General features: G+C 60.8%; 19 protein-coding genes. 7 read left to right on the top strand and 12 right to left on the bottom strand.

The window, feature by feature from the left end; translation table 11 throughout:
* Positions 1 to 6: 6 nt before the first annotated feature.
* The 7 genes from AC0IXS_RS00905 (at position 7) to AC0IXS_RS00935 (ending at position 7274) form a co-directional block, all read left to right on the top strand.
* Complete coding sequence (locus tag AC0IXS_RS00905; protein WP_004882246.1) at positions 7 to 939, top strand: sugar ABC transporter substrate-binding protein; 933 nt, start codon at positions 7 to 9, stop codon at positions 937 to 939.
* A 54-nt stretch (positions 940 to 993) separates the two neighbouring features.
* Entirely contained in the window at positions 994 to 2505 is a 1512-nt protein-coding gene (locus AC0IXS_RS00910; RefSeq protein ID WP_471823465.1) for a sugar ABC transporter ATP-binding protein, read from the top strand.
* Between the two features lie 10 nt (positions 2506 to 2515).
* A complete protein-coding gene (locus AC0IXS_RS00915; RefSeq protein ID WP_122690597.1) occupies positions 2516 to 3280 on the top strand; it encodes an SDR family oxidoreductase in 765 nt (254 codons plus the stop codon).
* A gap of 57 nt (positions 3281 to 3337) precedes the next feature.
* Positions 3338 to 4141, top strand: a complete 804-nt coding sequence (locus AC0IXS_RS00920; RefSeq protein ID WP_471823467.1) for an SDR family oxidoreductase — start codon at positions 3338 to 3340, stop codon at positions 4139 to 4141.
* A 74-nt stretch (positions 4142 to 4215) separates the two neighbouring features.
* Positions 4216 to 5163 (top strand): sugar-binding transcriptional regulator, encoded by a 948-nt coding sequence (locus tag AC0IXS_RS00925; RefSeq protein ID WP_025996231.1) that lies wholly within the window; start codon positions 4216 to 4218, stop codon positions 5161 to 5163.
* A 299-nt stretch (positions 5164 to 5462) separates the two neighbouring features.
* The gene (locus AC0IXS_RS00930; RefSeq protein ID WP_471823469.1) at positions 5463 to 6710 is read left to right on the top strand and encodes a pectate lyase family protein; all 1248 of its coding nucleotides are present in this window, start codon (positions 5463 to 5465) and stop codon (positions 6708 to 6710) included.
* A 126-nt stretch (positions 6711 to 6836) separates the two neighbouring features.
* The gene (locus AC0IXS_RS00935; RefSeq protein ID WP_004882237.1) at positions 6837 to 7274 is read left to right on the top strand and encodes a response regulator; all 438 of its coding nucleotides are present in this window, start codon (positions 6837 to 6839) and stop codon (positions 7272 to 7274) included.
* Positions 7275 to 7348: 74 nt separating this feature from the next.
* Here the strand turns inward: AC0IXS_RS00935 and AC0IXS_RS00940 are convergent, their stop codons facing one another.
* Genes AC0IXS_RS00940 through AC0IXS_RS00995 form a run of 12 tightly spaced genes read right to left on the bottom strand, consistent with a single transcriptional unit; the run spans position 7349 to position 21492 of the window.
* Positions 7349 to 8005: an RraA family protein gene (locus AC0IXS_RS00940; protein ID WP_449121601.1), complete on the bottom strand. Its 657-nt coding sequence runs from the start codon at positions 8003 to 8005 to the stop codon at positions 7349 to 7351.
* Entirely contained in the window at positions 7996 to 8772 is a 777-nt protein-coding gene (locus AC0IXS_RS00945) for an IucA/IucC family C-terminal-domain containing protein (RefSeq protein WP_449121600.1), read from the bottom strand. The genes AC0IXS_RS00940 and AC0IXS_RS00945 overlap by 10 nt, the downstream gene beginning before the upstream one ends.
* On the bottom strand, positions 8769 to 9560 hold the full coding sequence (locus AC0IXS_RS00950) for an ABC transporter ATP-binding protein (RefSeq protein ID WP_122437917.1): 792 nt from the start codon (positions 9558 to 9560) through the stop codon (positions 8769 to 8771). Before AC0IXS_RS00950 ends, AC0IXS_RS00945 begins: the two co-directional genes overlap by 4 nt.
* A 10-nt stretch (positions 9561 to 9570) precedes the next feature.
* A complete protein-coding gene (locus tag AC0IXS_RS00955) occupies positions 9571 to 10602 on the bottom strand; it encodes a FecCD family ABC transporter permease (protein WP_449121599.1) in 1032 nt (343 codons plus the stop codon).
* The gene (locus tag AC0IXS_RS00960) at positions 10595 to 11584 is read right to left on the bottom strand and encodes a FecCD family ABC transporter permease (RefSeq protein ID WP_096766935.1); all 990 of its coding nucleotides are present in this window, start codon (positions 11582 to 11584) and stop codon (positions 10595 to 10597) included. Before AC0IXS_RS00960 ends, AC0IXS_RS00955 begins: the two co-directional genes overlap by 8 nt.
* Positions 11581 to 12501: an ABC transporter substrate-binding protein gene (locus AC0IXS_RS00965; protein ID WP_137202075.1), complete on the bottom strand. Its 921-nt coding sequence runs from the start codon at positions 12499 to 12501 to the stop codon at positions 11581 to 11583. The genes AC0IXS_RS00960 and AC0IXS_RS00965 overlap by 4 nt, the downstream gene beginning before the upstream one ends.
* Positions 12491 to 14359 (bottom strand): IucA/IucC family protein, encoded by a 1869-nt coding sequence (locus AC0IXS_RS00970; RefSeq protein WP_471823474.1) that lies wholly within the window; start codon positions 14357 to 14359, stop codon positions 12491 to 12493. Before AC0IXS_RS00970 ends, AC0IXS_RS00965 begins: the two co-directional genes overlap by 11 nt.
* Before the next feature lie 4 nt (positions 14360 to 14363).
* Positions 14364 to 15137 (bottom strand): HpcH/HpaI aldolase family protein, encoded by a 774-nt coding sequence (locus tag AC0IXS_RS00975; protein ID WP_163000478.1) that lies wholly within the window; start codon positions 15135 to 15137, stop codon positions 14364 to 14366.
* Positions 15137 to 17014 (bottom strand): IucA/IucC family protein, encoded by a 1878-nt coding sequence (locus AC0IXS_RS00980; protein ID WP_471823476.1) that lies wholly within the window; start codon positions 17012 to 17014, stop codon positions 15137 to 15139. The genes AC0IXS_RS00975 and AC0IXS_RS00980 overlap by 1 nt, the downstream gene beginning before the upstream one ends.
* Positions 17015 to 17034: 20 nt before the next feature.
* Entirely contained in the window at positions 17035 to 18477 is a 1443-nt protein-coding gene (locus tag AC0IXS_RS00985) for a DHA2 family efflux MFS transporter permease subunit (RefSeq protein ID WP_471823478.1), read from the bottom strand.
* The gene (locus tag AC0IXS_RS00990) at positions 18474 to 19691 is read right to left on the bottom strand and encodes a type III PLP-dependent enzyme (protein WP_471823480.1); all 1218 of its coding nucleotides are present in this window, start codon (positions 19689 to 19691) and stop codon (positions 18474 to 18476) included. The genes AC0IXS_RS00985 and AC0IXS_RS00990 overlap by 4 nt, the downstream gene beginning before the upstream one ends.
* On the bottom strand, positions 19684 to 21492 hold the full coding sequence (locus AC0IXS_RS00995; protein ID WP_471823482.1) for an IucA/IucC family protein: 1809 nt from the start codon (positions 21490 to 21492) through the stop codon (positions 19684 to 19686). The genes AC0IXS_RS00990 and AC0IXS_RS00995 overlap by 8 nt, the downstream gene beginning before the upstream one ends.
* Positions 21493 to 21525 lie beyond the last annotated feature (33 nt).

The following is a 21525-nucleotide window of genomic DNA, read 5'->3' on the forward strand; positions in this document are numbered from 1 at the left end:
ACCGCTATGTTCGCGCCAAAAAAGCTGTTGCTGGGCAGTCTGTTCGCGGCTGTCACCCTTGCCACAACGGGCCAGGCCTGGGCTGAAAACCTTACCGTCGGCCTGGCTGTCGCCAACCTGCAGGCTGACTTTTTCAATCAGATCAAACAGTCGGTCGAGGCCGCTGGCAAGGAAAAAGGCATCAAGGTCATCACGGTCGATGCCCAAGGCAACTCGGCCACTCAGGTAAGCCAGGTTCAGGACCTGATCACGCGCAAGATCGACGCCCTCATCTATATTCCGGCAGGCGCCACCGCCGCCGGGGTTCCGGTCAAGGCGGCCAAGGCCGCAGGTATTCCGGTCATCGCTGTGGATCGCAACGCGCCTGACGCGCCGGGTGACACCTTCATCGCCAGCGACAGCGTCGCAGCCGCCCGTACGCTGGCCGAATACGTCGGCAAGGTAACCGGCGGCAAAGGCCGGGTTGCCATTCTTCAGGGGCAGATCGGCACCTCGCCTGAAAACGATCGCGCCAAAGGCTTTTCCGAAGGCCTCAAGAAATTCCCCGACCTGAAAGTCGTCGCCGAGCAACCGGCCGAATGGGCGCAGGACCGTGGCTTCGCCGTCGCTCAGGACATGCTTCAGCGCGACCCGAACATCACCGTGTTCTTCGGCAGAGCCGACGCCATGGCACTGGGTGCGGCCCAGGCAGTGAAGGTCGCCAACCTGGAGCAGCCGGTGACCATCGTGGGCTTCGACGGTGATGTTGCGGGCCTCAAGGCGGTCGCCAATGGCACGCTGTCGGCCACCATGACCCAGCAGGCGCAGAAGATGGGCCGTCTGGCGCTGGACTCGGCCATCGCACTGAAGGAAGGCAAGACTGTGCCCAAGGAACAGTTGCAGGAAGCGATTCTGACGACCAAGGAAAACGTGGCGCCTTTCATCGCCAACCATCCTTGATTGGCCAGCACCTCTCAAGGTGTCGATCAATCCAGTCACTGCCGGGGAGAGCCCATGTCTGCCAACGCAATAGATCAATCGCAGTCTGCACCCAGGCTCAGCCTGCGAAACATCGGCAAGAAGTACGCGGCCATCGAGGTGCTTGCTGACATCGACGTCGATATCTACCCGGGCGAAGTGCTTGCCTTGCTCGGCGAGAACGGTGCGGGCAAATCCACGCTGTCTTCGATCATCGCCGGTCTCGTCCCGCCCGAGTCTGGCGGCTCGATGATCTGGCAGGGCGAGGCCTATGCGCCCGCCTCTCCCGGTGCTGCGCTGGATTCAGGTATCGGGCTCATTCATCAGGAAATCCGTCTGTTGCCGGAACTGTCGATTGCCGAAAACATGTTCGTGGGTCGTCTGCCGACCCGCTTCGGGCGCGTCGACAGAGCCTTCATGGAAGCCGAAGCGCAAAAGCAGCTGGATCGTCTGGGGCTGAAGGTTTCGGCAACCCGCAAGGTTGCGGGTCTGAGCGTGGCGGCACAGCAACTGGTCGAGATCGCCAAGGCACTGACCCTCAAGGCCAGCCTGCTGATTCTCGACGAGCCCACGGCGGCACTGGGCGGCGAAGAAACTGAAAAGCTCTTCGCCCAGGTCGACCGGCTGAAAGCCGAAGGTGTGTCGTTCATCTATATCAGCCACCGAATGGAAGAAATTGCCAGAGTGGCAGACCGGATACTGGTCTTGCGCGATGGTCGGCAGGTTGCCGTCCATGCAACCGCGCAGGTGCCGGTCCGGCAATTGGTCGCGGAAATGGTCGGCCGCAGTGTAGACCGGATCTTCCCGGTGATGAAACCGGCCCAGTCAGAGGTCGTGCTGACGGTCAAAGACCTCAAGTGCCGGGAGATGGAATTTCACGATATAGACTTCTCGGTCTATAAAGGTGAAGTGTTCGGTATCGCGGGCGTTGTCGGGGCTGGCAGGACCGAGCTGGTCCGGGCCATTGCGGGCGCGGCCGAGCACATCACCGGCACGCTGATCCTCGACAATCATCCTCAAAACTTCGAGTCACCGCACGAAGCAATCCAGGCCGGGATCGTTCTGGTGCCGGAAGATCGCAAGCAGCAGGGCGTGGTGGTGGATCACGCCATCGAAGAAAACCTGATCTATGGCAATACCGACCTGCTCCCGGGCCAGGGATGGATTTCTCCGTCCGGTTTGAGGGAGTTCGCCCAGAAGGCTGTCTCGAGGATGGGCGTCAAAGGCCTGCCGGAACAGACGATTTCCTGCCTGTCCGGCGGCAATCAGCAGAAAGTGATCATCGCCAAGTGGCTCGCCCGTAACCCCAAGGTGTTCATTCTCGATGAGCCGACCCGAGGCATCGACGTCGGTGCCCGTGCGGCAATCTATGAGGTGATCGCCGAACTGGCCGCCAACGGCATGGCCGTAATTGTGGTGAGTTCCGACCTGGATGAGGTGCTGGGTCTGGCCAGCCGGGTCATGGTCATGAGCCGAGGCCGCCAGATGGGCATTCTGGACAAAGAAAACGCCACGCCTGTGGCAGTGATGGAACTGGCGACAGCCTAGGAGCCGATTTATGCGTCTGTTTGATTTGAGTGGACAAACCGCCTTCGTCACCGGTGCCGGAAGCGGGATCGGTCAGGCTATCGCGATCGGGCTGGCTGAAGCCGGCGCCAATGTCGCGTGCTTCGACCTCCCCGGCAGTCGGGACCTGTCCAGCACTATAGAAGGCATTCAGCGTCATGGCCGCAAGGCCCTGGCACTGGAAGGCTCGGTGACCTCGCCCGAGGAGCTTGAAGCGGCAGTTGCCCGCGCCGAACAGGACCTGGGTGCGCTCAGCCTGGCGGTCAATGCCGCCGGGATTGCCAATGCCCAGCCTGCAGAAACACTGGAGCTGAGCCGCTGGCAGCAGATGCTCGACGTCAACCTGACCGGCATCATGCTCAGTTGTCAGGCGCAGGCTCGTGTGATGCTGCCGCGCCAGCGTGGATCGATCATCAACATTGCCTCGATGTCCGGGATCATCGTCAACCGTGGCCTGTTGCAGGCCCACTACAACACGTCCAAAGCGGGCGTTATCCACCTGTCCAAAAGCCTGGCGATGGAATGGGCGCAGCGCGGCGTGCGGGTCAACAGCATCAGCCCCGGCTATACCGCCACGCCCATGAATACCCGGCCCGAGGTCGCGGATCAGGTGAAGATTTTTGAAGAGACGACGCCGCTGGGCCGAATGGCCACGGTCGATGAAATGGTCGGGCCTGCCATCTTTCTCTCCAGTCAGGCTGCTTCTTTCTGCACCGGCATTGATCTGGTCGTGGACGGCGGATTCGTCTGCTGGTGAGCCGCCGCGCCTGAAACAGGCATCCCGAACCGAATTCACCCGCAAAGGAGCACTATCTTGAACAATAAACGCTTCCACGCAGCCACCGTGGTCATTACCGGCGCATGCCGGGGCATCGGTGAAGGCATTGCAGAACGCTTCGCCCGAGAAGGCGCCAATCTGGTGATGGTGTCCAATGCTGACCGGATCAATGAAACGGCCCGGCGGATCGCTGAGCTGACCGGCGCTCAGGTACTGCCGGTGGTGGCCGATGTCACCAGTGAACAGGAGGTAATCGACCTGTACGCCCAGGCACAGGCTCGCTTCGGCCGGGTCGACGTCTCGGTGCAGAACGCCGGGATCATCACCATCGACCATTTCGACCGCATGCCCCGTGCCGATTTCGACCGAGTACTGCAGGTCAACACCACCGGCGTCTGGCTGTGCTGCCGCGAAGCCGCCAAACACATGATCAGTAGTGGGCGCGGCGGTCGGCTGATCAACACCAGCTCCGGTCAGGGTCGTCAGGGCTTCATCTACACGCCCCACTACGCCGCCAGCAAAATGGGCGTGATCGGCATCACCCACAGTCTGGCCCACGAGTTGGCGCCTCACGGCATCACGGTGAACGCCTTTTGCCCCGGCATCATCGAGAGTGAGATGTGGGAATACAACGACCGGGTCTGGGGGCAGATACTGTCAACGCCCGATAAAACCTACGGCACTGGCGAACTGATGGCCGAATGGGTCGCTGGTATCCCTATGAAGCGCGCCGGGACTGCCCGTGACGTTGCCGGACTGGTCACCTTTCTGGCCTCTGCGGATGCCGCCTACATTACCGGTCAGTCAATCAACGTTGACGGGGGCCTGATCATGTCCTGATCAAGCAAAGGGTTGCTTTTGCTTTGAGGCGAATTGCACCATAGTGCCTGCAAACTGGCTAAGTTGGATCCCGGATGAGAATGCTTGAGGAGCAGCGGCTCCTGACTAAGATTGCTTCGCTTTATTACGAAGACGGACTGAAGCAGTCACAGATTTCACAGCAACTGGATCTGTCCCAATCGTTCGTGAGTCGGGCGCTCAATCGCGCGCTGAAAGAGGGAATCGTCAAGATTTCGGTGCAGCGTCCGCTGAATTTCCACCTCGACCTGGAACGTGAGCTGCAACAGCGCTACGGCGTCAGGCAGGTAATCGTCGTCGAGCCGACCAGCGAGGATGAAGACGCCCTCAAGCAGGCCATCGGCTCGGCGGCTGCGCATTACATCGAAACCACCCTTACCGAGAAGGACCGGATCGGCATCAGTTCATGGAGCTCGACCATTCGCGCAATGGTCGGCTACATGCACAGTTCCAAACAGAGTGCGGCCACTGAAGTGGTTCAACTGCTGGGTGGTGTCGGTAACAAGGGCGCATTTGAGGCCACCTTGCTGACCCAGCAACTGGCGACGCTGCTGGGCTGCCCTTCCTACCTGCTGCCATCACAAAGCATCGAGCAGTCGGTCGACAGCCGTCACCGTATTCTGCAACTGGATGAGGTCAGGGAAGTCGTCGAACGCTTCTCCAATCTGACCGTTGCAATCGTCGGCATCGGCGAGCTTGAGCCGTCCAAACTGCTGCGCAACAGCGGAAACTATCACGGCGAGCCCATGCTCAAGCTGCTGGCCGAACGTGGCGCGGTGGGTGATATCTGTCTGCGCTACTACGATGCGGACGGCAAGCCGGTGCTGCAGGACAGCGAGGAAGTGGTGGTTTCGGTGGACCTGGAACAGCTCCTGAACATAGAGCGCGTCATCGGTCTTGCCGGTGGCGAGCGCAAGGTCAACGCGATTCGCGGCGCTCTGCACGGCGGTTATCTGGATGTGTTGATCACCGATCTTGCGACGGCCCGTTCACTCATCAGCTGAAGCGATTCACGCCCTCAGGAAGAACACCGGCTCTTTTGCCCCTTAGCGCACAAGCGCCAGGACATGCGTTTAAATAATTAGTCATTTGATCTTTTCCCGTCTTTCGGTGGAACCTCGGGCGCCTGTCTGACCAACAGGCCAATCCCCATAAATGCTCATCGCTGCGATTCATGCAGTCGATGAGTGACGTTCGCCTGTCTAAAACCGTGGAATCGCACCGAATGAGATCGCCTGCCTCTTGGAAAACATCGCGGGTCATCCCCGCACACGGCCTGTTTGGGTTGCTGGTTTTTGGACTGATGACAGTCAGCGGGCTACTGATCACTGAGCTGTCCCTCGCGGCAGACGGTCCGGACGGGTTTGCCAAAAACGTCACGGGCGGTGGTGACGCAGCACCTGTACGCCCGACCACGCTCGTTGAACTTCGAAAGGCGCTGTGCGGCTCATACGATAACCATGGCCATTGTTCCGACGACACGCCTCGTGTCATCGAAATCGATCATGCCTTCGACTTTCGTGGCAGCGTGATGATCAACGGCAGTCCCACAACCACCGAGATGGGGTGCGAGGTCAATCCGTGTCCTGCTGGTGGCGGACAGCTTGCAATCAACGGTTTCAATGGTTTCTGTCAAGACAGGAAACCGGCCAGCGTGACCTATGACAACGCCGGTATGACACGCCTCAATGTGGGGTCGAACAAAACGCTGATCGGCGTCGGCAGTCAGGCAGCGATCCAGGGCATCGCGGTGCACATCGGCGGAGGTGTCCACAACGTCATCGTTCGCAATCTGACGCTGTCCGATGTCAACCCTCAGACTGTGTGGGCTGGCGATGCGCTCATCATCGAAAATACCGACGGCGTGTGGATCAGCAACAATACGTTCGCCCGCATCGGCAGACAGATGATCGCCACCGGGTGGATGTCTGCGTCTCATGTCACTATTTCAGACAACGAGTTCGACGGTCGCACGCCCTACTCCGCGTCCTGCGACGGCCATCATTATTGGGTGTGGCTATTCCTGGGCGACCCGGACACCGTGACCGTGGCCAGGAACCTCATCCACCACACGTCCGGTCGGGGACCGCACGCGGGCGGCATGGCCAATGCCGACGTTACCGTGCAACTGGTCAATAACGTCTACTCCAACCTGAGTTATCAGGGCGCGATCATGCCGCGAACCACTTACTCGCATCTGCTGGTGGAAGGCAATTATTTCGATCATGTCACGCATCCCTTCTACTTCGATGCCAAACAGCCCGGTACGGCATTCGCGCTGTTCGCGCCAGGCACCGAAGCCGAAAACGCCGCGTGTCAGGCCGCGATCGGCAGACCTTGCGTACCTAATCAACAGGAGTTCAGTGGCAACGATTACCGTCCCGAAGACCTCAATGCGCTTCAGGCGTTCAGCCAACACCTCGACTATCTGATTACGCCGTTGCCCGCAGACGTAGCGTTCAAACAGGTGCCTCAGACCGCAGGTGCAGGCAAGATCGGTGTGGCCAGCACCCAGGCTCAGCCGCTGCCCGCTAGCCCTGCCAAGCAATGAGATGAGCTGATTTTCAGAAAAATATGAATTTTTCCGCCCCTGTTTTGCTCATATCAGCATGAGCAACGGTTCGATCCGCCGTTGCAGTGTTTTTGAATGTGATATGCAAGGCTGAGGGAACGAGAAATGGCTCAATCAGAGCAGTATGGGAAGCCTGCGCAAGGTGAAGGTCTGGTGCTGGTCGTTGAAGACGAACAGACGATCCGTGACTTCGTCTGTGAAATCCTCGAGACGGACGTCGGACTGCGCACCAAGGCGGTGGAAAACGCCGACGAAGCAATGAAATACCTCCAGCAGAACATCAACAAGGTCGCCCTGCTGCTGACCGATGTCCGTATGCCAGGCAGTATGGACGGTATCGCTCTGGCCAACGTGGTGGGTTCGCAGTGGTCGCATATTCCGGTCGTGGTCATGTCCGGCCACGGTACGCCGGGCAGCGATCAGTTGAAGGACGACGTGCTGTTCATTGCCAAGCCCTGGACCATCACGCAACTGGTCAACGGCATCATGGACAGCCTGGGCGCAGAAGGTATCGCTCAGGTCTCCATGGATGATCCCAACTGAGTCCTTCTGCCGCTATTGCGCGCAATGAAGCAGGACTGCATTGCGCGCAACTTTAGCGGTTTGGCTGACTGGCGCTACACCACGAAGCGTTTCGAGACATTCATCCGCTTCTCGACCAACCGTCCCAGCAATTCGTCACGGCGCGCCCGGTCTGCCTGCTCTTTCGCCAGCAACTCAGGCAGCAGTTCGCCTGCCTGTTGTGCGCTCAGAATGAACACGCCGTCGTCGTCGCCAATGGCCAGATCTCCAGGCTGTACCGTGACCTCGCCGATCCTGACCGGATGATTGAGCGCCCCGCTCTGCCCAAGGCTTCGCGTGGTAACGGCGCTGATCCCGCGGCTGAATACCGGCAGTCCATGCGCACGTAACGCCGCAACATCCGTGACGGAGCCCGACACCACCACACCTGCCAGTCCTTTGATCAGCCCCGCCAGTGTCCGCAACTCTCCCCAGCAGGCGCAATGGGCATCACCCGTGCATTCGACGACCAGTACGTCGCCGGGCTCGCTGTTGATCAAGGCGTCACGCAGGATACTGCCATCGGGCAGATCCACTTTGATAGTGACCACATTGCCGACCATGCGCGCGCCTTCGAACACGGGGCGGATGCCGGGCAGATAGCCGGCATCGGTCACGTGACCGATGGTGGATGCCGAAATGTCCCGGTACTGATCAAGCACGTCCTGGCTGATGTGCTGCTGTCGCGGTGCGATTCGCTCATTCATCGGCATTTCTTTGGCCTCAATAACGGACAGGTCGAGCAGTACTCGACGGGATTGCTTGCGTCGTAATAAAAACAGCAGGTGCGTCGGAAACGGATGCTTTGCCCGGAAGGCAATGTCGTCGGTGGTCGCCTGAAATGCTTCAGCGGGTTGTACTCCAGACCGAACAATGAAGGATCGGCGTGGTTCAACAACCAGTCGAAATCGGCTTCGTAACGCGCACGAATGACGGGATCGTCGACCTTGGCCATGCGCTTCTCGTAGAGCGAGTACACCCGCACGGCAGTGTTTTCCCACAGGATGCGTCGGGAAATACCGCTCACCCGGTTGAAGGTTTCCCAGAGCGGTTTCAACAATCCGGCGAACAGAGTCTGGACGATCGATTCACGCCAGATGTCCCGGTCTCCATTTGCGTAGCCAAAAGGAACAACATTAAGCAGCGGGATGGATGACGTCCACAGGCCGTCATCGTGGGCGTACTCGATCACGCTGTTGTCCAGCGACAGCGTCAGGCCCTTGTCGAACACCGACATGGCGTATAGGCAGGCACCGGTGCCGAGAAAGGAAAACCGCTTGGCCAGCAGGGATGCTGTGATCGCCCGCGTCGGAGAACCAATGACGGGACCCAGCGCATCCAGCAGATCGCTGCACACGGCGTCGTCCAGCAGGTCCTGTGCGGGCAAGGAGCGTGAGTCGCGAGCCTCTGCCGTTCTGAGCTGGAGCGGCCCGCAGAGTAATGCCCATTCGGCGTCGGTGAAGACTTGCCCAGCCGTCATTGCGGCAGTTCCCGGCCGAAGGGAATGCACAGCGGTGTGCCGAAAAACGGGTCGGGAATGATCCGGCAGTTCAGGTCGAACACTTGCTTGATCAGTGTTTCGCTGAGGATGTCCGCAGGACGCCCTTGGGCGAATGCCGTGCGTTGGTGCACGGCAATCATGTGATCGGCGTAGCGGCAGGCCAGATTCAGATCGTGCAGCACCATGACGATGGTCTTGCCTTCCTGTCGGTTGAGGTCGCGCAGCAGGTCAAGCACTTCGATCTGATGGGCCAGGTCGAGAAAGGTGGTCGGCTCGTCCAGCAGCACCAGATTGGTATCCTGTGCCAGAGTCATGGCGATCCACGCGCGCTGACGCTGGCCGCCCGACAAGGCGTCCACCGGACGCTCGGCCAGTGCGTGCATGCCGGTCTGCATCAGGGCCTTTTCGACCATGGCTTCATCCTGCGCGGACCATTGCTGCATCCAGTTCTGATACGGATAGCGGCCCAGCGCAACCAGCTGACGGACACTGATGCCCTCGGGCGCACTGGGCATCTGCGGCAGGATCGCCAGCTCGCGCGCCACGGTGGCCGTGGACTTGTGATGAATGTCAGCCCCATTGAGCACCACACTGCCTGCCTGAGGTTTAAGCAGACGGGCCAGGGATTTGAGCAACGTGCTTTTGCCGCAACCGTTGCTGCCGATCAGCACCGTCACCTGCCCCGGAGGAAGCTGCAGGTCGAGGCTGTCGATGATGACCTGGCCCTGATAGCTCAAGGTCAGGTCATGGGTTGCAATGGACGCCATCCGAAATTCCTTAATGCCGCTGGTTGATCAAGAGATACAGAAAAAACGGCGTGCCCAGCACCGCGACAAAAATTCCTGCGGGCAGGTCCAGCGGCAGGAACAGCGTACGTCCGGCCAGATCGGCCAGCATCACCAGATTGGCGCCCATCAGCGCAGACATAAGCGCCTGCCCGGCGAACCCCGGCGGCATCAGACGTTTGGCGATGTGCGGCGCGATCAGGCCGACAAAGGCAATCGCCCCGCCCCAGGCCACTGCCAGACCGGCCAGCGCCACGCTGACCAGCAACAGCCCGGCGCGCAACCACTGCACACGCACACCGATACCCTGAGCCAGGTCATCATCCAGCTGTTGCACCCGCACCTGTCGGGCGAGCAGCACCAGCAATGGCAGAACCACCACCAGCCAGCCTGCGAGCGCACGTGGCTCGGGCCAACTGGCACCATATACGCTGCCGGTCAGCCAGACGTAGGCCGACAAGGTGGTGGTCAACGGGCTGAACACCAGAATGAAGGTGGTGACGGCAGCCAGTAAAGCCGATACCCCGACGCCGATCAGCACCAGCCGCAGCGGAGAAGCACCCTGATTCCAGGCCAGCAGATAGATGGCCAATGCTGCCAGACCTGCACCGCTGATGGCGGCAAGGGGCAGAAACTGCGCACCCAGCGCTGCCGAGAAGAACGACAGGTAGATCACCGCTGCCGCGCTGGCACCGCTGGTGATGCCCAGCAGGTCAGGCGACGCCAGCGGATTGCGGATGATGCTCTGCAGGATCAGGCCGGACACGGCAAGCGCTGCGCCCACAAGCGCGGCCAGCGCCAGCCTTGGCATGCGCAGTTGCTCGACGATGAACACCAGACGCTGGTCTGCCTGCCCGAACAGCACGTCAAACAACGTTGCAGGCGACAGGTTGACCTTGCCCAGCGCCAGTGAGCCCAGCATGACCAGTAAGGTGAAGGCCAGCGCCGCCAGCAATCGTGTCAGGCCAGCCAGACTGAAACGTCTGGAAAATCCGCGATAACGGAGCGTCAGGTGCTTATCCATAACGCGCTCCCCGACGTGCCAGCGCAATGAAAAATGGCGCACCGAACAGCGCCGTCATCACACCGACCGGCACTTCCTGCGGCACGATCACTACCCGCGCCAGCGTATCGGCGAGCAGCAAAAGCGTCGCACCCAGCAGCGCACAGCCCGGCAGCAGCCAGCGATGGTCGATGGACAGTGTCTTGCGCACCATGTGCGGCACCAGCAGGCCGATAAAGCCGATACTGCCTGCCAACGCCACTGCACTGCCCGCCAGGGCAATGATTACGATGCTCATCAGCAGGCGGATGAGCCCGGTGCGCTGGCCGAGTGCGGTGGCAATCGCTTCGCCGGTATTGAGCACGTTGACCTGCCCTGCCAGCAGCAGCGCGGCGATCAGGGCCAGCACCACACAGACCAGCATGGGCGCCGCGGTGCTCAGGTCGCGCTCCGACAGCGAACCCGCGAGCCAGAACAACACCGTGTCCAGACCGTCCTGATTGACCACCAGCAACGCCTGACTGAACGCGGTGAACAGCGCCGTGATAGCCGCTCCCGCCAGCACGATACGCAGCGGATTGAGGCTGCCCTGCCCCCGATTGCCGATCACCCAGACCAGACACCCCGCCACCGCCGCGCCGATGAAAGCGCACCACAGCCACTGACTCATCGACGTCAGAGTCAGCAACGACGAACAGGCAATGATCGAAAACGTCGCCCCGGCATTGATGCCGAACAGACCCGGAGACGCCAGCGGGTTGCGTGTCAGGGCCTGCATCAGGGCGCCAGCCACGGCCAGACTCGCGCCCACGGCAATCGCCATCAGCGTACGGGTAAAGCGGCTGTCGAGCAGGACATGCTGGGTCGCACTCAAGGCATCAGGCTGCCAGAGGCTGTTGACGATCGCCGTGGGCGAAATCCAGCTGGCCCCTGACGCAAGGCTCAACCCCATGCACACCATGAGCACCAGCGCGCCGATGCCCAGTCTCGTTCCTTGCTTCATGAAGAGCGGGTCCCGAGCGCGACCTTTGATATTTCGTCGAGCATCAGGTTGGCGCCCAGAATTCCGCCGGACAGGCTCCAGGCCACCGCATCGACGCGCCAGACCTGGCCGTCCTGCGGTGCTCGCAACTGTTTCCAGAACGGATGCTGCACCAGCTTTTCGTACGTGTTTTGCGCGGCCTTGCTGTCGCCACGCTGAAAGATAAAGAACAGGTCGGCATCGACCACAGGCAGGCTCTCTTTACTGCTGAGTTTGAGGGAAACGCCCTGTGCTTCGCGGGCGGCGGGTGTCCAGTCGAAGCCCAGCTCGCTGAGCACGGAGCCGGCAAAACTGGCAGGCAGATAACTGCGGATATGGTCCTCGCGGACATCGAGCACCGATACAGTGATGGGCCAGCGTCCGGCAAACCTCGCCTTCAGCTGTTCACGCAGCGTTGCCACACGTTGCTGCCATTGCCCGAGCAGCGCCATGGCCTGCTGCTGGCGATTCAGGGCCGCGCCCATCATCGCCAGGGTGCGCTTGAATTCGAACACCTCTTCCAGCATCACCAGAGGTGCAATCTGTTCGAGCAACGGCGCAATGCGTTGATGGCGAAAACGCGAGGCCACGATCAGGTCCGGCTTGAGCAGCACAATGTCTTCCAGGCTCGGCTGGGTTTCCAGGCCCACATGGGGCACCGCCGCCAGCGCCGGGCGCAGGTAGCGGTACATGGGCTTTTCACTCCAGGAATCCACCACGCCACAGGGCGTGACGTCCAGCGCCACCGCTGTGTCGGAGGCGCCCTGAAACAGCGTGACCACCCGCAACGGCGCTGCCCGGGCAATGCCGGGCAGCGTCAATCCGGGTAACACCAACAGTCCCAGCGACAGGCGCAGTACCTTGCGCCGCGATGGCTGATCAGGCTCGTCAGACCTCACGTCGCAACCTGTGGAACGGGTTGACCACCTGCCCCTTGCCGAACGGCATGCTGCCCGGCCCGCCAGCACGCGCGATCATCGGCGTGAGCAGCAGTTTCTGTGGCCAGTTCGGTACTTCGAACAGTTGGTGCCGGAGCATGTTACGGGCCTCCTCGTCGAATTCAATGGTGGTGATCAGGTTGTCCAGCACATCGCGCAATACGGTCCATAGCGCGGTGACCGGAATGTCGTAGACCTGCGCCAGGGTGTCCATGATTGCCCGGACATTGACCTGAATACCCAGGGTCTGCAACCAGAACAGCAGATCTTCGGGGCGCTCATGGTACAGGGTATTGGCATGACCTTTCTTCATGCGATACACCGGATCCTGCATGCCGTTGCGCTCAAGCCACGGCACGAAGATGCGCAGCGAGTCATGATCACGCAGCAACAGGCCCTGTGCCTGCCCGGCTTTCCAGACCAGTACCGCATTCTGACCGTGCACTTCGCCGAGCATGCCCAGGCGCAGCATGCGCAGGTTAATGTCGAAGAAGCTGTGGCTCAACTCCCGGAACAGCGTCAGCACCGAGGCCTGATTGCGTGGCAGCTCGCGATACGCCATCCACTCATCGAAGAAGTGCCGGTTGCTGCCCGGCAACGGCGTGCCCAGCGCGGCCATCGGCAGCAGACGGCATTCGGGATCGTCCAGCAGTGCTGCCGGATAACGGCGCAGCATCGCCGAAAGATGACGTGGGCCTTCGTCGAACAGGCTGGCGCCAGTCGGCATGAAGGCCCACCACGTGCGCTCGTCACACAGGTGCAGCGAGCGACCCAGTGTCTCGTCCTTCTCGACCACCTGACGCAACAAGGCTTCGCTCAGATTGCCATTGATCATTTTCACGGCTGGCAGATAACGCGATGCCCCGAGCGAGTAGATCGCCATCGGCAGCTTCAGGTAATCGGCGCTGTCGAAGCACGGCGTCATCGAACGCAACGACGAGGTGGCAAATACCGACGCTTCCTGGAAGTCCAGGCGCAGGCAGTCGCCCTTGGCCAGCGCGTCACCCACTTGCGCGTCCAGCACGTGATCGAACTGCCAGGGATGAACCGGCAGCACGACGTGACTGTCGGCAACGCCGCGAGCCTGCATTTCGTGGTCAAGCCGGGCCTGCAGGTCAGTGGGCAGCAGGTAACGGGCCGGAAAAGACGCCTGCAGGTCCGCAACGCCTTCGCCACATTGCAGCAGGGTCTTGTCCACCGCCACCCAGTTCAGCACCACCGGTTTGGCAAACTCGGCCTGATAGGCGCGGTACTGCTGCTCATCCAGGCCCTGCTTGGCTTTGGCCAGCGGATGGTAAGGACGGTCACGCAACGAGGCCCATTGCTCCATGGTGCGGAAGAAGGTGTGACCGTCCTGGCCCATCAGGTTCTGGTCGTCCACGTTGTGATCCAGCGACAGTGCGGTCTGCCAGACGCTGATGCGCAGCACATCGAGGAACAGCGACAGACCTTTTTCGTTGTCGGCAAAGCGCGTCGCCATGCCGGCGAACACCCACTTCATGAAGTCTTCGGGCGACAACTGCGTCCAGCGCTCGCCCTGACGGCCCAGCACCGGCGTGCCGGGTACCTTCTCCCATTGCTGGGTGATGCCGGGGCGCAACGCAATGCTGATGAAGCGTTGCTCGGCGGCATCGCAGTTCCAGTCCCATACCTGTTGGCCGGCGCTTTTCCCGGACAGCGCCGGAGCCTGCGGGTGGCTCAGTTGCCATTGAGCAGTGTCCTGCAATGCCAGATTTTCCTGGCCAAAAAAGTCTTCGGCCAGCAGGCAGTCGACCAGATCCTGCATCACCAGGTCTGCGGCATGTGAAGTGAAATTCATCGGATCAGTTTCCTTCTACAGAATGTTGGGTCAGGCGGGCCTGAAGCGCACGAAAGGCAATGCCGCGCTCATCCCCCAGAACAAAAGCGTTGACCCCGCGAGCCTGCCAGCGAGCAGCGTCGCCCGGCTGGCGGGGAATGGTGCAATAGGCAACGTTGGCGGCTTTGGCTGCCTGCCAGGTGTCGAGCAGTGCCTGCTGCACGACGGGGGTATCGATCTGCCAGGGCATGCCGAGCGACTGGGACAGATCCGCCGCGCCTTCGAGAATCATGTCCAGCCCCGGCACCGCAGCGATGTCGGATGCGCGGCGCACGCCTTCGGCGCTCTCGATCATCGCCACCAGCATGATTTGCTCGTTCGCGGCTTTGACGTACTGCGCCAGGCTGTGCTTGCCGAACGAGCCAGGACGCCCGGCATTCAGGCTGCGGCGGCCCAGCGGGTGGTACTTGCAGGCCGCAATCGCTTCCGCAAGTTGTTCGGGGCTTTCGATCATGGGCAGCACGATGCCCTGCGCGCCGCCATCAAGCAGCCGCAGCAGGGTTTTCGGGTTCAGATCGGCGACCCGCACCAGGGGCGTGAGGTCGTAGCTTTCGGCCACGCGGATCATGTTCTCCACGGTTTCCGGGTTGATCAGCACGTGCTCCATGTCGATGATCACGAAGTCGAAACCGGCTTCGGCGATCAATTCGATGGCGGCAGGCGCCGGGATCGAGCTGATCAGCCCGTACACCGGCTGGCCTCTGCCGAGCTTCTGCTTGAGCGTGTTGGTCCTCAGCATCATTGCGGCCTGTAGGCATGCAGAGGGTTCGGCACAGACCTGAAGCGGCGTTCGCCGTCACCGAGCAGACGACGTTTGGTGAGTTCTTCCACTTCGTAGGTCGGTGCAAACACATCGAAGAACCCGAAACGGTCACGGTGCTGCGGATGGGCCTTTTGATACCCGAGGATCACATTGGCGGTCATCTGCCAGAACAGCGCTTCGTCCAGTTGGTACTGTTGGCGCAGGAAAATGGCCATTTCCGCGAGGCAGATAAAGAAGAAGCAATCACAGGAGAAGTCGCGCACGGCGTTGACATCGTCAGTGATGATGAACGAGTTGCGGTTGAGCTTCGCGTGGCTAGCGGGCAGCGGCACCAGTTCCGGGCACAGTTCGGGGCGGCCCAGATGTGCCGGCGAATAGCGCACGCCGTCATGGAAGTCCTTGAGCGCAATGCGCTGCGGCCAGCCGTCTTTGGTGATCAGTATGATGTTCTGGCCGTGGGACTCCATGCCGATGCCCTCGGCATAGAGCATGTGAATGATCGGCGGCACAGTGACCTGCAACAATTGCCGGGTCCAGTTTTCCAGGCCGTACTGGCGGACCCATGCATCGATGAAAGGCGACTGCTCTCCATCACCGTAACGATTTTCCACATGGCTCAGCCCGTTGAACGGCACGGCCTGCTCATCATCCTTGAGGTACTGATGCAGGCTTTCGCGCCAGATCGCACCCAGCGTGCCGTAGGTCTGCGCGGAACGCGATTCCGGCAGATGGCGATAATCGAAACTGACCCCGGCCACTTCGCCCAGAATCACGAAACCCAGCTCCCGAGCCGTGCTGTCGGTGCTGATCAAGTGTTGCAGCCAGTCGGCAATGATCGGCCCGTTCAACACCGTATGACGCGCCAGAATGCGGGTGCTGGAGGTGTTGGTCATGCTCATCGCCAGTTTGACGTACGGCTTCACCGGATCGCTGGCATTGGCCAGTGTACGAATTGACTGCTGGGCCTTGTACTGGTCGCTGGAGGTGCCCAGGTAGATCAGTTCACCGCTCGCCAGTTCCGGGAAGAAAGTCGATACGGTTACGTTGTCCCACTGCCACGGATGCACCGGCATGAGCTGATAGTCGTCGATGGACTTGCCCTGCGCGGCCAGCGTCTGGGCAAACGCCTGCCAGCGCTGTGTGCCGAGTTCGTCACGGACGAACTGTTGAAGGTCCATCGCACGAACATGACCGACAGAGGCGTTGGTTTTCGCAACTGCAATCCAGACCACTTCAATCGGCGTGGCGAACTCCGGTCCGTACTTGACGTTGTCGGCCAGTGAAAAGCCGATGCGCGACTTGTAGCACGGGTGGTAGCTGTGGGCGTCCATGAAATGCTGTTCCAGCGCATCCACATCCAGTTGATGAGCGGGCTTTGCGGGCTGATAGTCCTGATTGCGGGCCTGCAGATCCTTGAGCTGGGTCTGCTCGATTTCCTGGATGAAGCGCGCCAGATGCGGGCTGTCCTTGAATGGGCTCAACAGCTCGGTCAGGGCCTGGTGCAGGTCCGGTACGCTGCGTTTACCGTTTTTGTCGACACGTTCAAGACTGGCATGATCAAGCCGGATCAGTTCGAAACTGCTGCTGAGCAGGCCGCTGCAGCGGTACTCGACAGGTGCCTGAGCCGAATCGGTTGCTGGCACCACAAACAAGTGCCGATGCTCATCCAGTGATACACAGGTGTAAGGCAGAGCGGCTTCATAAAGCAGCGTCTGCAGCAACTGACCGATCACGCGGCGCTGCACTTTTGTATAACGGTCCGCGTCGATATCCGCCAGCCAGTCGCCGGTTGCCGGGGCTTTGACGGATTTTGGTTCACGCGGCAAAGGGTTCAGCGGTAGAGGGGTTGCCATGTTCATACCTCAAATGAAAATTATCGGGTTTCGACGGCGTCGGGCTGTGCCTCGGCGCGCTCGTCGTTGACAGGCTTTTCTTTCACGGGCGCTTCATTGACGGGGAAGCGCCAGGCGCAGGGCAAAGCCAGGAGAATCAACAGGCCGGTGGCAATGAACACTTCGCTGATGGCAGACGGCGTGGCGGTCGGCCCTGCCGAGCTCAGGCGAAATTCGAGCCACAGGGAAGCGATCACAATCCCCAGCGACGCCACCAGACGCCGTGAAATGTTGTTCATCGCCGCACCCTGCGTGACCATCGGCTCAGGCAAGGCATTGAGACCGGCGGTGGTGATGGGCATGTAGGACAGGCCCAGTCCGGCGCCGCGAACCATCATCAGGACGAACACCACGCCTATCTCCGCATCGGACTTGAGCAGACCCAGCGCCAGCGTCGACAGCCCGGTCAGCAACAGGCCGATGGCGACCACCTTGCGTGGCCCATGCCGATCCAGTGCCTTGCCGCCCCACTGTCCGAACAGGCTGGCGAACGCCGCCGTGCAGAGCAGAGACAGACCGGTCCAGATCGGGTTGTAGCCCATCACGGTCTGCACCAGCAGCGGCAACAGCACCAGGCACTCGAACATGCCGACCGATTGCACCACGGCGACGATCACACTCAGCCGGTAGCCACGCAGGTTGAACAGACGCAGGTTCAGCAACGGATCCTTACGACGCAGTTCCACGCGGACAAACGCGATCAGGCAGGCCACGGCCACCAGCACCATGGCTTGATTGAGCGGGTCCAACAGCGCCTCGGCATGATGCATGCGACTGATAGCCACCATCAGCAGGCCGATCCCTGACGCGATCAGCAGGTAGCCAATCAGGTCGAAAGGCTTGCGTTCCGCAGGTTCGGACGCTGGCAACACACCGACGCCCAGCAACAACGCCAGCAGGCCAATGGGCACATTCATCAGGAACAGCGAGCGCCAGCTGAACCACTCCAGCAGCAGGCTGCCGCACAGCGGTCCCAGTGCCGGAGCGAGCATCACAGCGGCGCTCCAAAGCCCGGTTACCCTGCCCCGTTCATGCTTTTCATACACGGCGAAGATGATTGCCAGCGACAACGGAATCATCAGCCCGCTGGCCACGCCCTGCACCACCCGCGCCGCGATGACCAGCGCAATGGAATTGGCCAGTGCGCCCAACAGTGACCCACCGATGAACAGCGCAACACCCCACAGGTACAGACGCTTGCGCCCTACCCGCTGGCTGAGAAAGCTGGTCAGCGGCATGGTCATGCCCATGCTGGTCATGAACGCAGCGACGATCCAGGTGGCCATCAGCGGACCAATCCGGAACGCTTCCATGAACGTAGGCAGCGCCGGGTTGAGCGAGCTGTTGCTGAGGCTCACGGTCAGTGTGCCCAGTAAAACGTTGATCACCACCCAACTGCGCGGGACGTTGAAGCCGGATTTCACCGAAGGTCCTCCCGGATCCGCTCACCGTTGCGTATGAAATGCTGCGCCGGACGCGGATGGCAGAGAAAATCCACATGGGAAATGTTGAAGCCATAGGCACCCGCCAATGGCAGCACCAGCAGATCACCGATCTCGACGCCCTTGAACGGATGTTTGCGACTCAATACGTCCTTGGGCGTGCATAGTTGGCCCACAACCGTGCAGGCCTTTTCCTCGGATTCGGCAGTCTGTGGCACATTGGGCAGATGAATGACCGGGTGATCATGGCTCTGGGCAACCGGCAGACGGAACTGGTGGGTACCGCCGCGGCATACCAGAAAGTGCTCGCCGTGACTGGTCTTGATATCCAGCACTTCAATCGCGTAGTAACCGCAATAGGCGCTGATGAAACGCCCTGGCTCAAAACGCAGAATCGGCGCATCGGCCTCTTCGCCCAGGCGTTTTTCCAGATAACGGCAAAAGCGCTGCCAGTCGAAGCGCTGGCCGCTGAGGTAATCGACACCGATGCCGCCGCCCACGTTGAAATGGGTAACCTGCTCCGGGTTACGGGTCAGGGCTTTCCATTGCGGCCAGCGCTGCAGGTACAGATCGATCAATTGCTCGTGACGCTCGACCGACTGCTGGTGCGACATGGCATGCACATGAAAACCCTTGAGCGACAGGTGGCTGGCGCTGTCCACGCGCTGCACGGCTTCAGCCAGGTCCGCTTCGTCGATGCCAAACGGTGTGGCAGTTCCGGCCATGGCCAGCCTGCTCGACTGGGTGGGCGGCAACTGAGGGTTGATGCGGATGAACACCGGTTGCACACGCCCGACCTCGCTGGCCAGTCGTTGCAGACGTTCGATTTCGTTGAGGCTTTCCACATGAAACGCCTCGACCTTGTTGAGCAGCGCGCTACGCAGGTCCGAGTCCAGCTTGCCGGGGCCTGAGAACACATAGGGTTTGCGCATCGGGCACGCCATCACCCGCTCGATTTCTCCTCCCGAGGAAATCTCGAAACCGCTGACCAGCGGGGCCAGCGTCGCCAGTACCGGCGCTTCGCTGTTGGCCTTGATCGCGTAATACAGCTCCACGCCAGCAGGCAGCGCTGCCATGACCTCGCTCACATGCTGCTCAAGGGCGTCCAGATCGTAAACGAAGGCAGCCAGCGGATCCGTGTCCAGCGACCGAGCCTCGTTTATGGCGGCACGCACCGTGTCAGGCAACTTATGCATAACGCACCTCTTCCTGCTCGGCGTAACGCGCTTCCTCGCCCCACGGCGATGCCAGACGCACGTAATTGGCTTCGCGATCAGCCTTGGCCGCCAAACGCACCTTGAGGTTGGTCTTGCAGGCAATCGAGTGGCCTGCAATCAATGCATCCAGTTCCGGCGCCGGACGTATCAGTTCCTCGCGAATGCTGCGCAGTTGTCGCTCGACCTGCTGCCACATCAAGGGCGCCAGGTGTGGCCGCTCCCAACTCAGGGCCAGCACGGCTTCGGACAGGTTGTTGATCAGCAGACAGTAGGTGATTCGGCTCCAGCCCTGCTCGCGGGAGTAGGTCAGCGACTGGCGAATGCGCGGGTGCAGCCCGACCTCGATGGACTTGATGCCCAGTTCGTCGGTGAGTTTGACGCCCTCAAAGTCGCGCAACAGCAACTGTCGAGGCTGGCCGTTATCGTGGATCAGCACGGCATTCTGCAAATGCGGCTCCATCACCACGCCATGGTTGAAGAACAGCGCCATGACCGGGCGCAGCAGCAAGGCCTGGTATTGATCAAACCATGTCAGCAGGTCCTCATCACCAAGTTCCCAGCCTTTGAAGCGCTGCAGGAAATCATGCACCAGCGGCCTTGAGCGCAGGTCGCGAGCGAACAAGGTGCCCGCCATCACGCTGCGGTCGGCACCGGAGCGAAGGCAGAAGTTTTCCCGCAGAATCGCGCCAGTCTGTTCGCGGAACCAGTGGGCATCGGTTTCACCGACCCCTTTGGGTGCCCAGCTCATCGAACCCGGCTCAGCCACCGTGGACAGCCCGCCGAGGGTTTCCGGCTGCGTCTGCTGCAGGCGCTGGAACAGTTCGTCGATGATCAGCGTGCTTTCCAGCTCATACCAGGCGTTTTTCCTGACACAGTTGGTGATGCGCACATTCAGCGAACCCTTGATGAAATAGTCGTGGCCTTCGATGTACCAGGTGCGCATCGAAGCCGTCGGACTGGCCAGCGGCCCGGTGGTGCCGAGGTCCGTGACTTCACCCAGCTCCAGCAGACGCTGTACGCGACGATCCTGCATGAACAGCTCAGCCTGCACCGGGTGCATGCAGATCAGCGCGTGTCCGGGACGGGCCTTTGCCTGATCGACAAAACCGGCCATGACCTGTGTCTCGCTCAGACCATTGGAAGTGATCCGCAGTCCTTCCATCGGCACCTCGAACAGGTGAAGCGCGGTCTTGGCCTGAAACTCCGGCGCGTAGGTTTCCTGGGCCAGATGTTTCGGCCACAGCCGTGCCTTGGGCGCGGGATGATTGGGATGGCCGAACCACAGACCCTGTTCGCTGGCCAGGTAGCCGCTCAACGGCTCTGGGTGCTCGCCGGTCATGTTGTGGGCCACGATGGCGGCCGTCAGGTGCTGGCTTTGCATGACCTGATCGAGCAGTTCGTCGTTGCTGGCGCGGGTCATGTGCTCACAGGCGCTGAGCAGTTGCTGAACGAACTCGGGAAATGCCGGGCACTGCCAGCTGCCCTGTCCACGCCGTGCATAGACATCGGACAGGTAGCGGTAGCTGCCTAGGCCGTCACGGCGGTCCACCAGTACGAAGAACTGTTGTTTGTTGGGCAGGCTGATGGTCAGCGGAATACCTTTCCAATGGCCGCCATCGACAAAACACCCAGGCGCGATGCCCTGCATGCCCTGTGGCCATGTGTAATGAAGGCAGTGTTCCGGCAGTGCAAATTCCTTTATCAGGCAATTGAGTAACGCGCGGGTCGTCGCCAGCTCGCTCACCATCGTTGATAAAACGGTGCGATCGGTATTAGTCATGTCTGCTCCACAGTCGCTTTACGCTGACTGTCT

The sequence above is a fragment of the Pseudomonas sp. AC016 genome (genome assembly GCF_979253365.1).

Excerpts from the sequence above, each read along its gene's own strand:
- AC0IXS_RS00970 (WP_471823474.1), bottom strand. The coding sequence starts at position 14,359 with ATGAATTTCACTTCACATGCCGCAGACCTGGTGATGCAGGATCTGGTC.
- AC0IXS_RS00975 (WP_163000478.1), bottom strand. The coding sequence starts at position 15,137 with ATGCTGAGGACCAACACGCTCAAGCAGAAGCTCGGCAGAGGCCAGCCG.
- AC0IXS_RS00910 (WP_471823465.1), top strand. The coding sequence starts at position 994 with ATGTCTGCCAACGCAATAGATCAATCGCAGTCTGCACCCAGGCTCAGC.
- AC0IXS_RS00945 (WP_449121600.1), bottom strand. The coding sequence starts at position 8,772 with ATGACGGCTGGGCAAGTCTTCACCGACGCCGAATGGGCATTACTCTGC.
- AC0IXS_RS00940 (WP_449121601.1), bottom strand. The coding sequence starts at position 8,005 with ATGCCGATGAATGAGCGAATCGCACCGCGACAGCAGCACATCAGCCAG.
- AC0IXS_RS00925 (WP_025996231.1), top strand. The coding sequence starts at position 4,216 with ATGAGAATGCTTGAGGAGCAGCGGCTCCTGACTAAGATTGCTTCGCTT.
- AC0IXS_RS00980 (WP_471823476.1), bottom strand. The coding sequence starts at position 17,014 with ATGGCAACCCCTCTACCGCTGAACCCTTTGCCGCGTGAACCAAAATCC.
- AC0IXS_RS00990 (WP_471823480.1), bottom strand. The coding sequence starts at position 19,691 with ATGCATAAGTTGCCTGACACGGTGCGTGCCGCCATAAACGAGGCTCGG.
- AC0IXS_RS00955 (WP_449121599.1), bottom strand. The coding sequence starts at position 10,602 with ATGGATAAGCACCTGACGCTCCGTTATCGCGGATTTTCCAGACGTTTC.
- AC0IXS_RS00950 (WP_122437917.1), bottom strand. The coding sequence starts at position 9,560 with ATGGCGTCCATTGCAACCCATGACCTGACCTTGAGCTATCAGGGCCAG.
- AC0IXS_RS00995 (WP_471823482.1), bottom strand. The coding sequence starts at position 21,492 with ATGACTAATACCGATCGCACCGTTTTATCAACGATGGTGAGCGAGCTG.
- AC0IXS_RS00930 (WP_471823469.1), top strand. The coding sequence starts at position 5,463 with ATGACAGTCAGCGGGCTACTGATCACTGAGCTGTCCCTCGCGGCAGAC.
- AC0IXS_RS00935 (WP_004882237.1), top strand. The coding sequence starts at position 6,837 with ATGGCTCAATCAGAGCAGTATGGGAAGCCTGCGCAAGGTGAAGGTCTG.
- AC0IXS_RS00960 (WP_096766935.1), bottom strand. The coding sequence starts at position 11,584 with ATGAAGCAAGGAACGAGACTGGGCATCGGCGCGCTGGTGCTCATGGTG.
- AC0IXS_RS00915 (WP_122690597.1), top strand. The coding sequence starts at position 2,516 with ATGCGTCTGTTTGATTTGAGTGGACAAACCGCCTTCGTCACCGGTGCC.
- AC0IXS_RS00905 (WP_004882246.1), top strand. The coding sequence starts at position 7 with ATGTTCGCGCCAAAAAAGCTGTTGCTGGGCAGTCTGTTCGCGGCTGTC.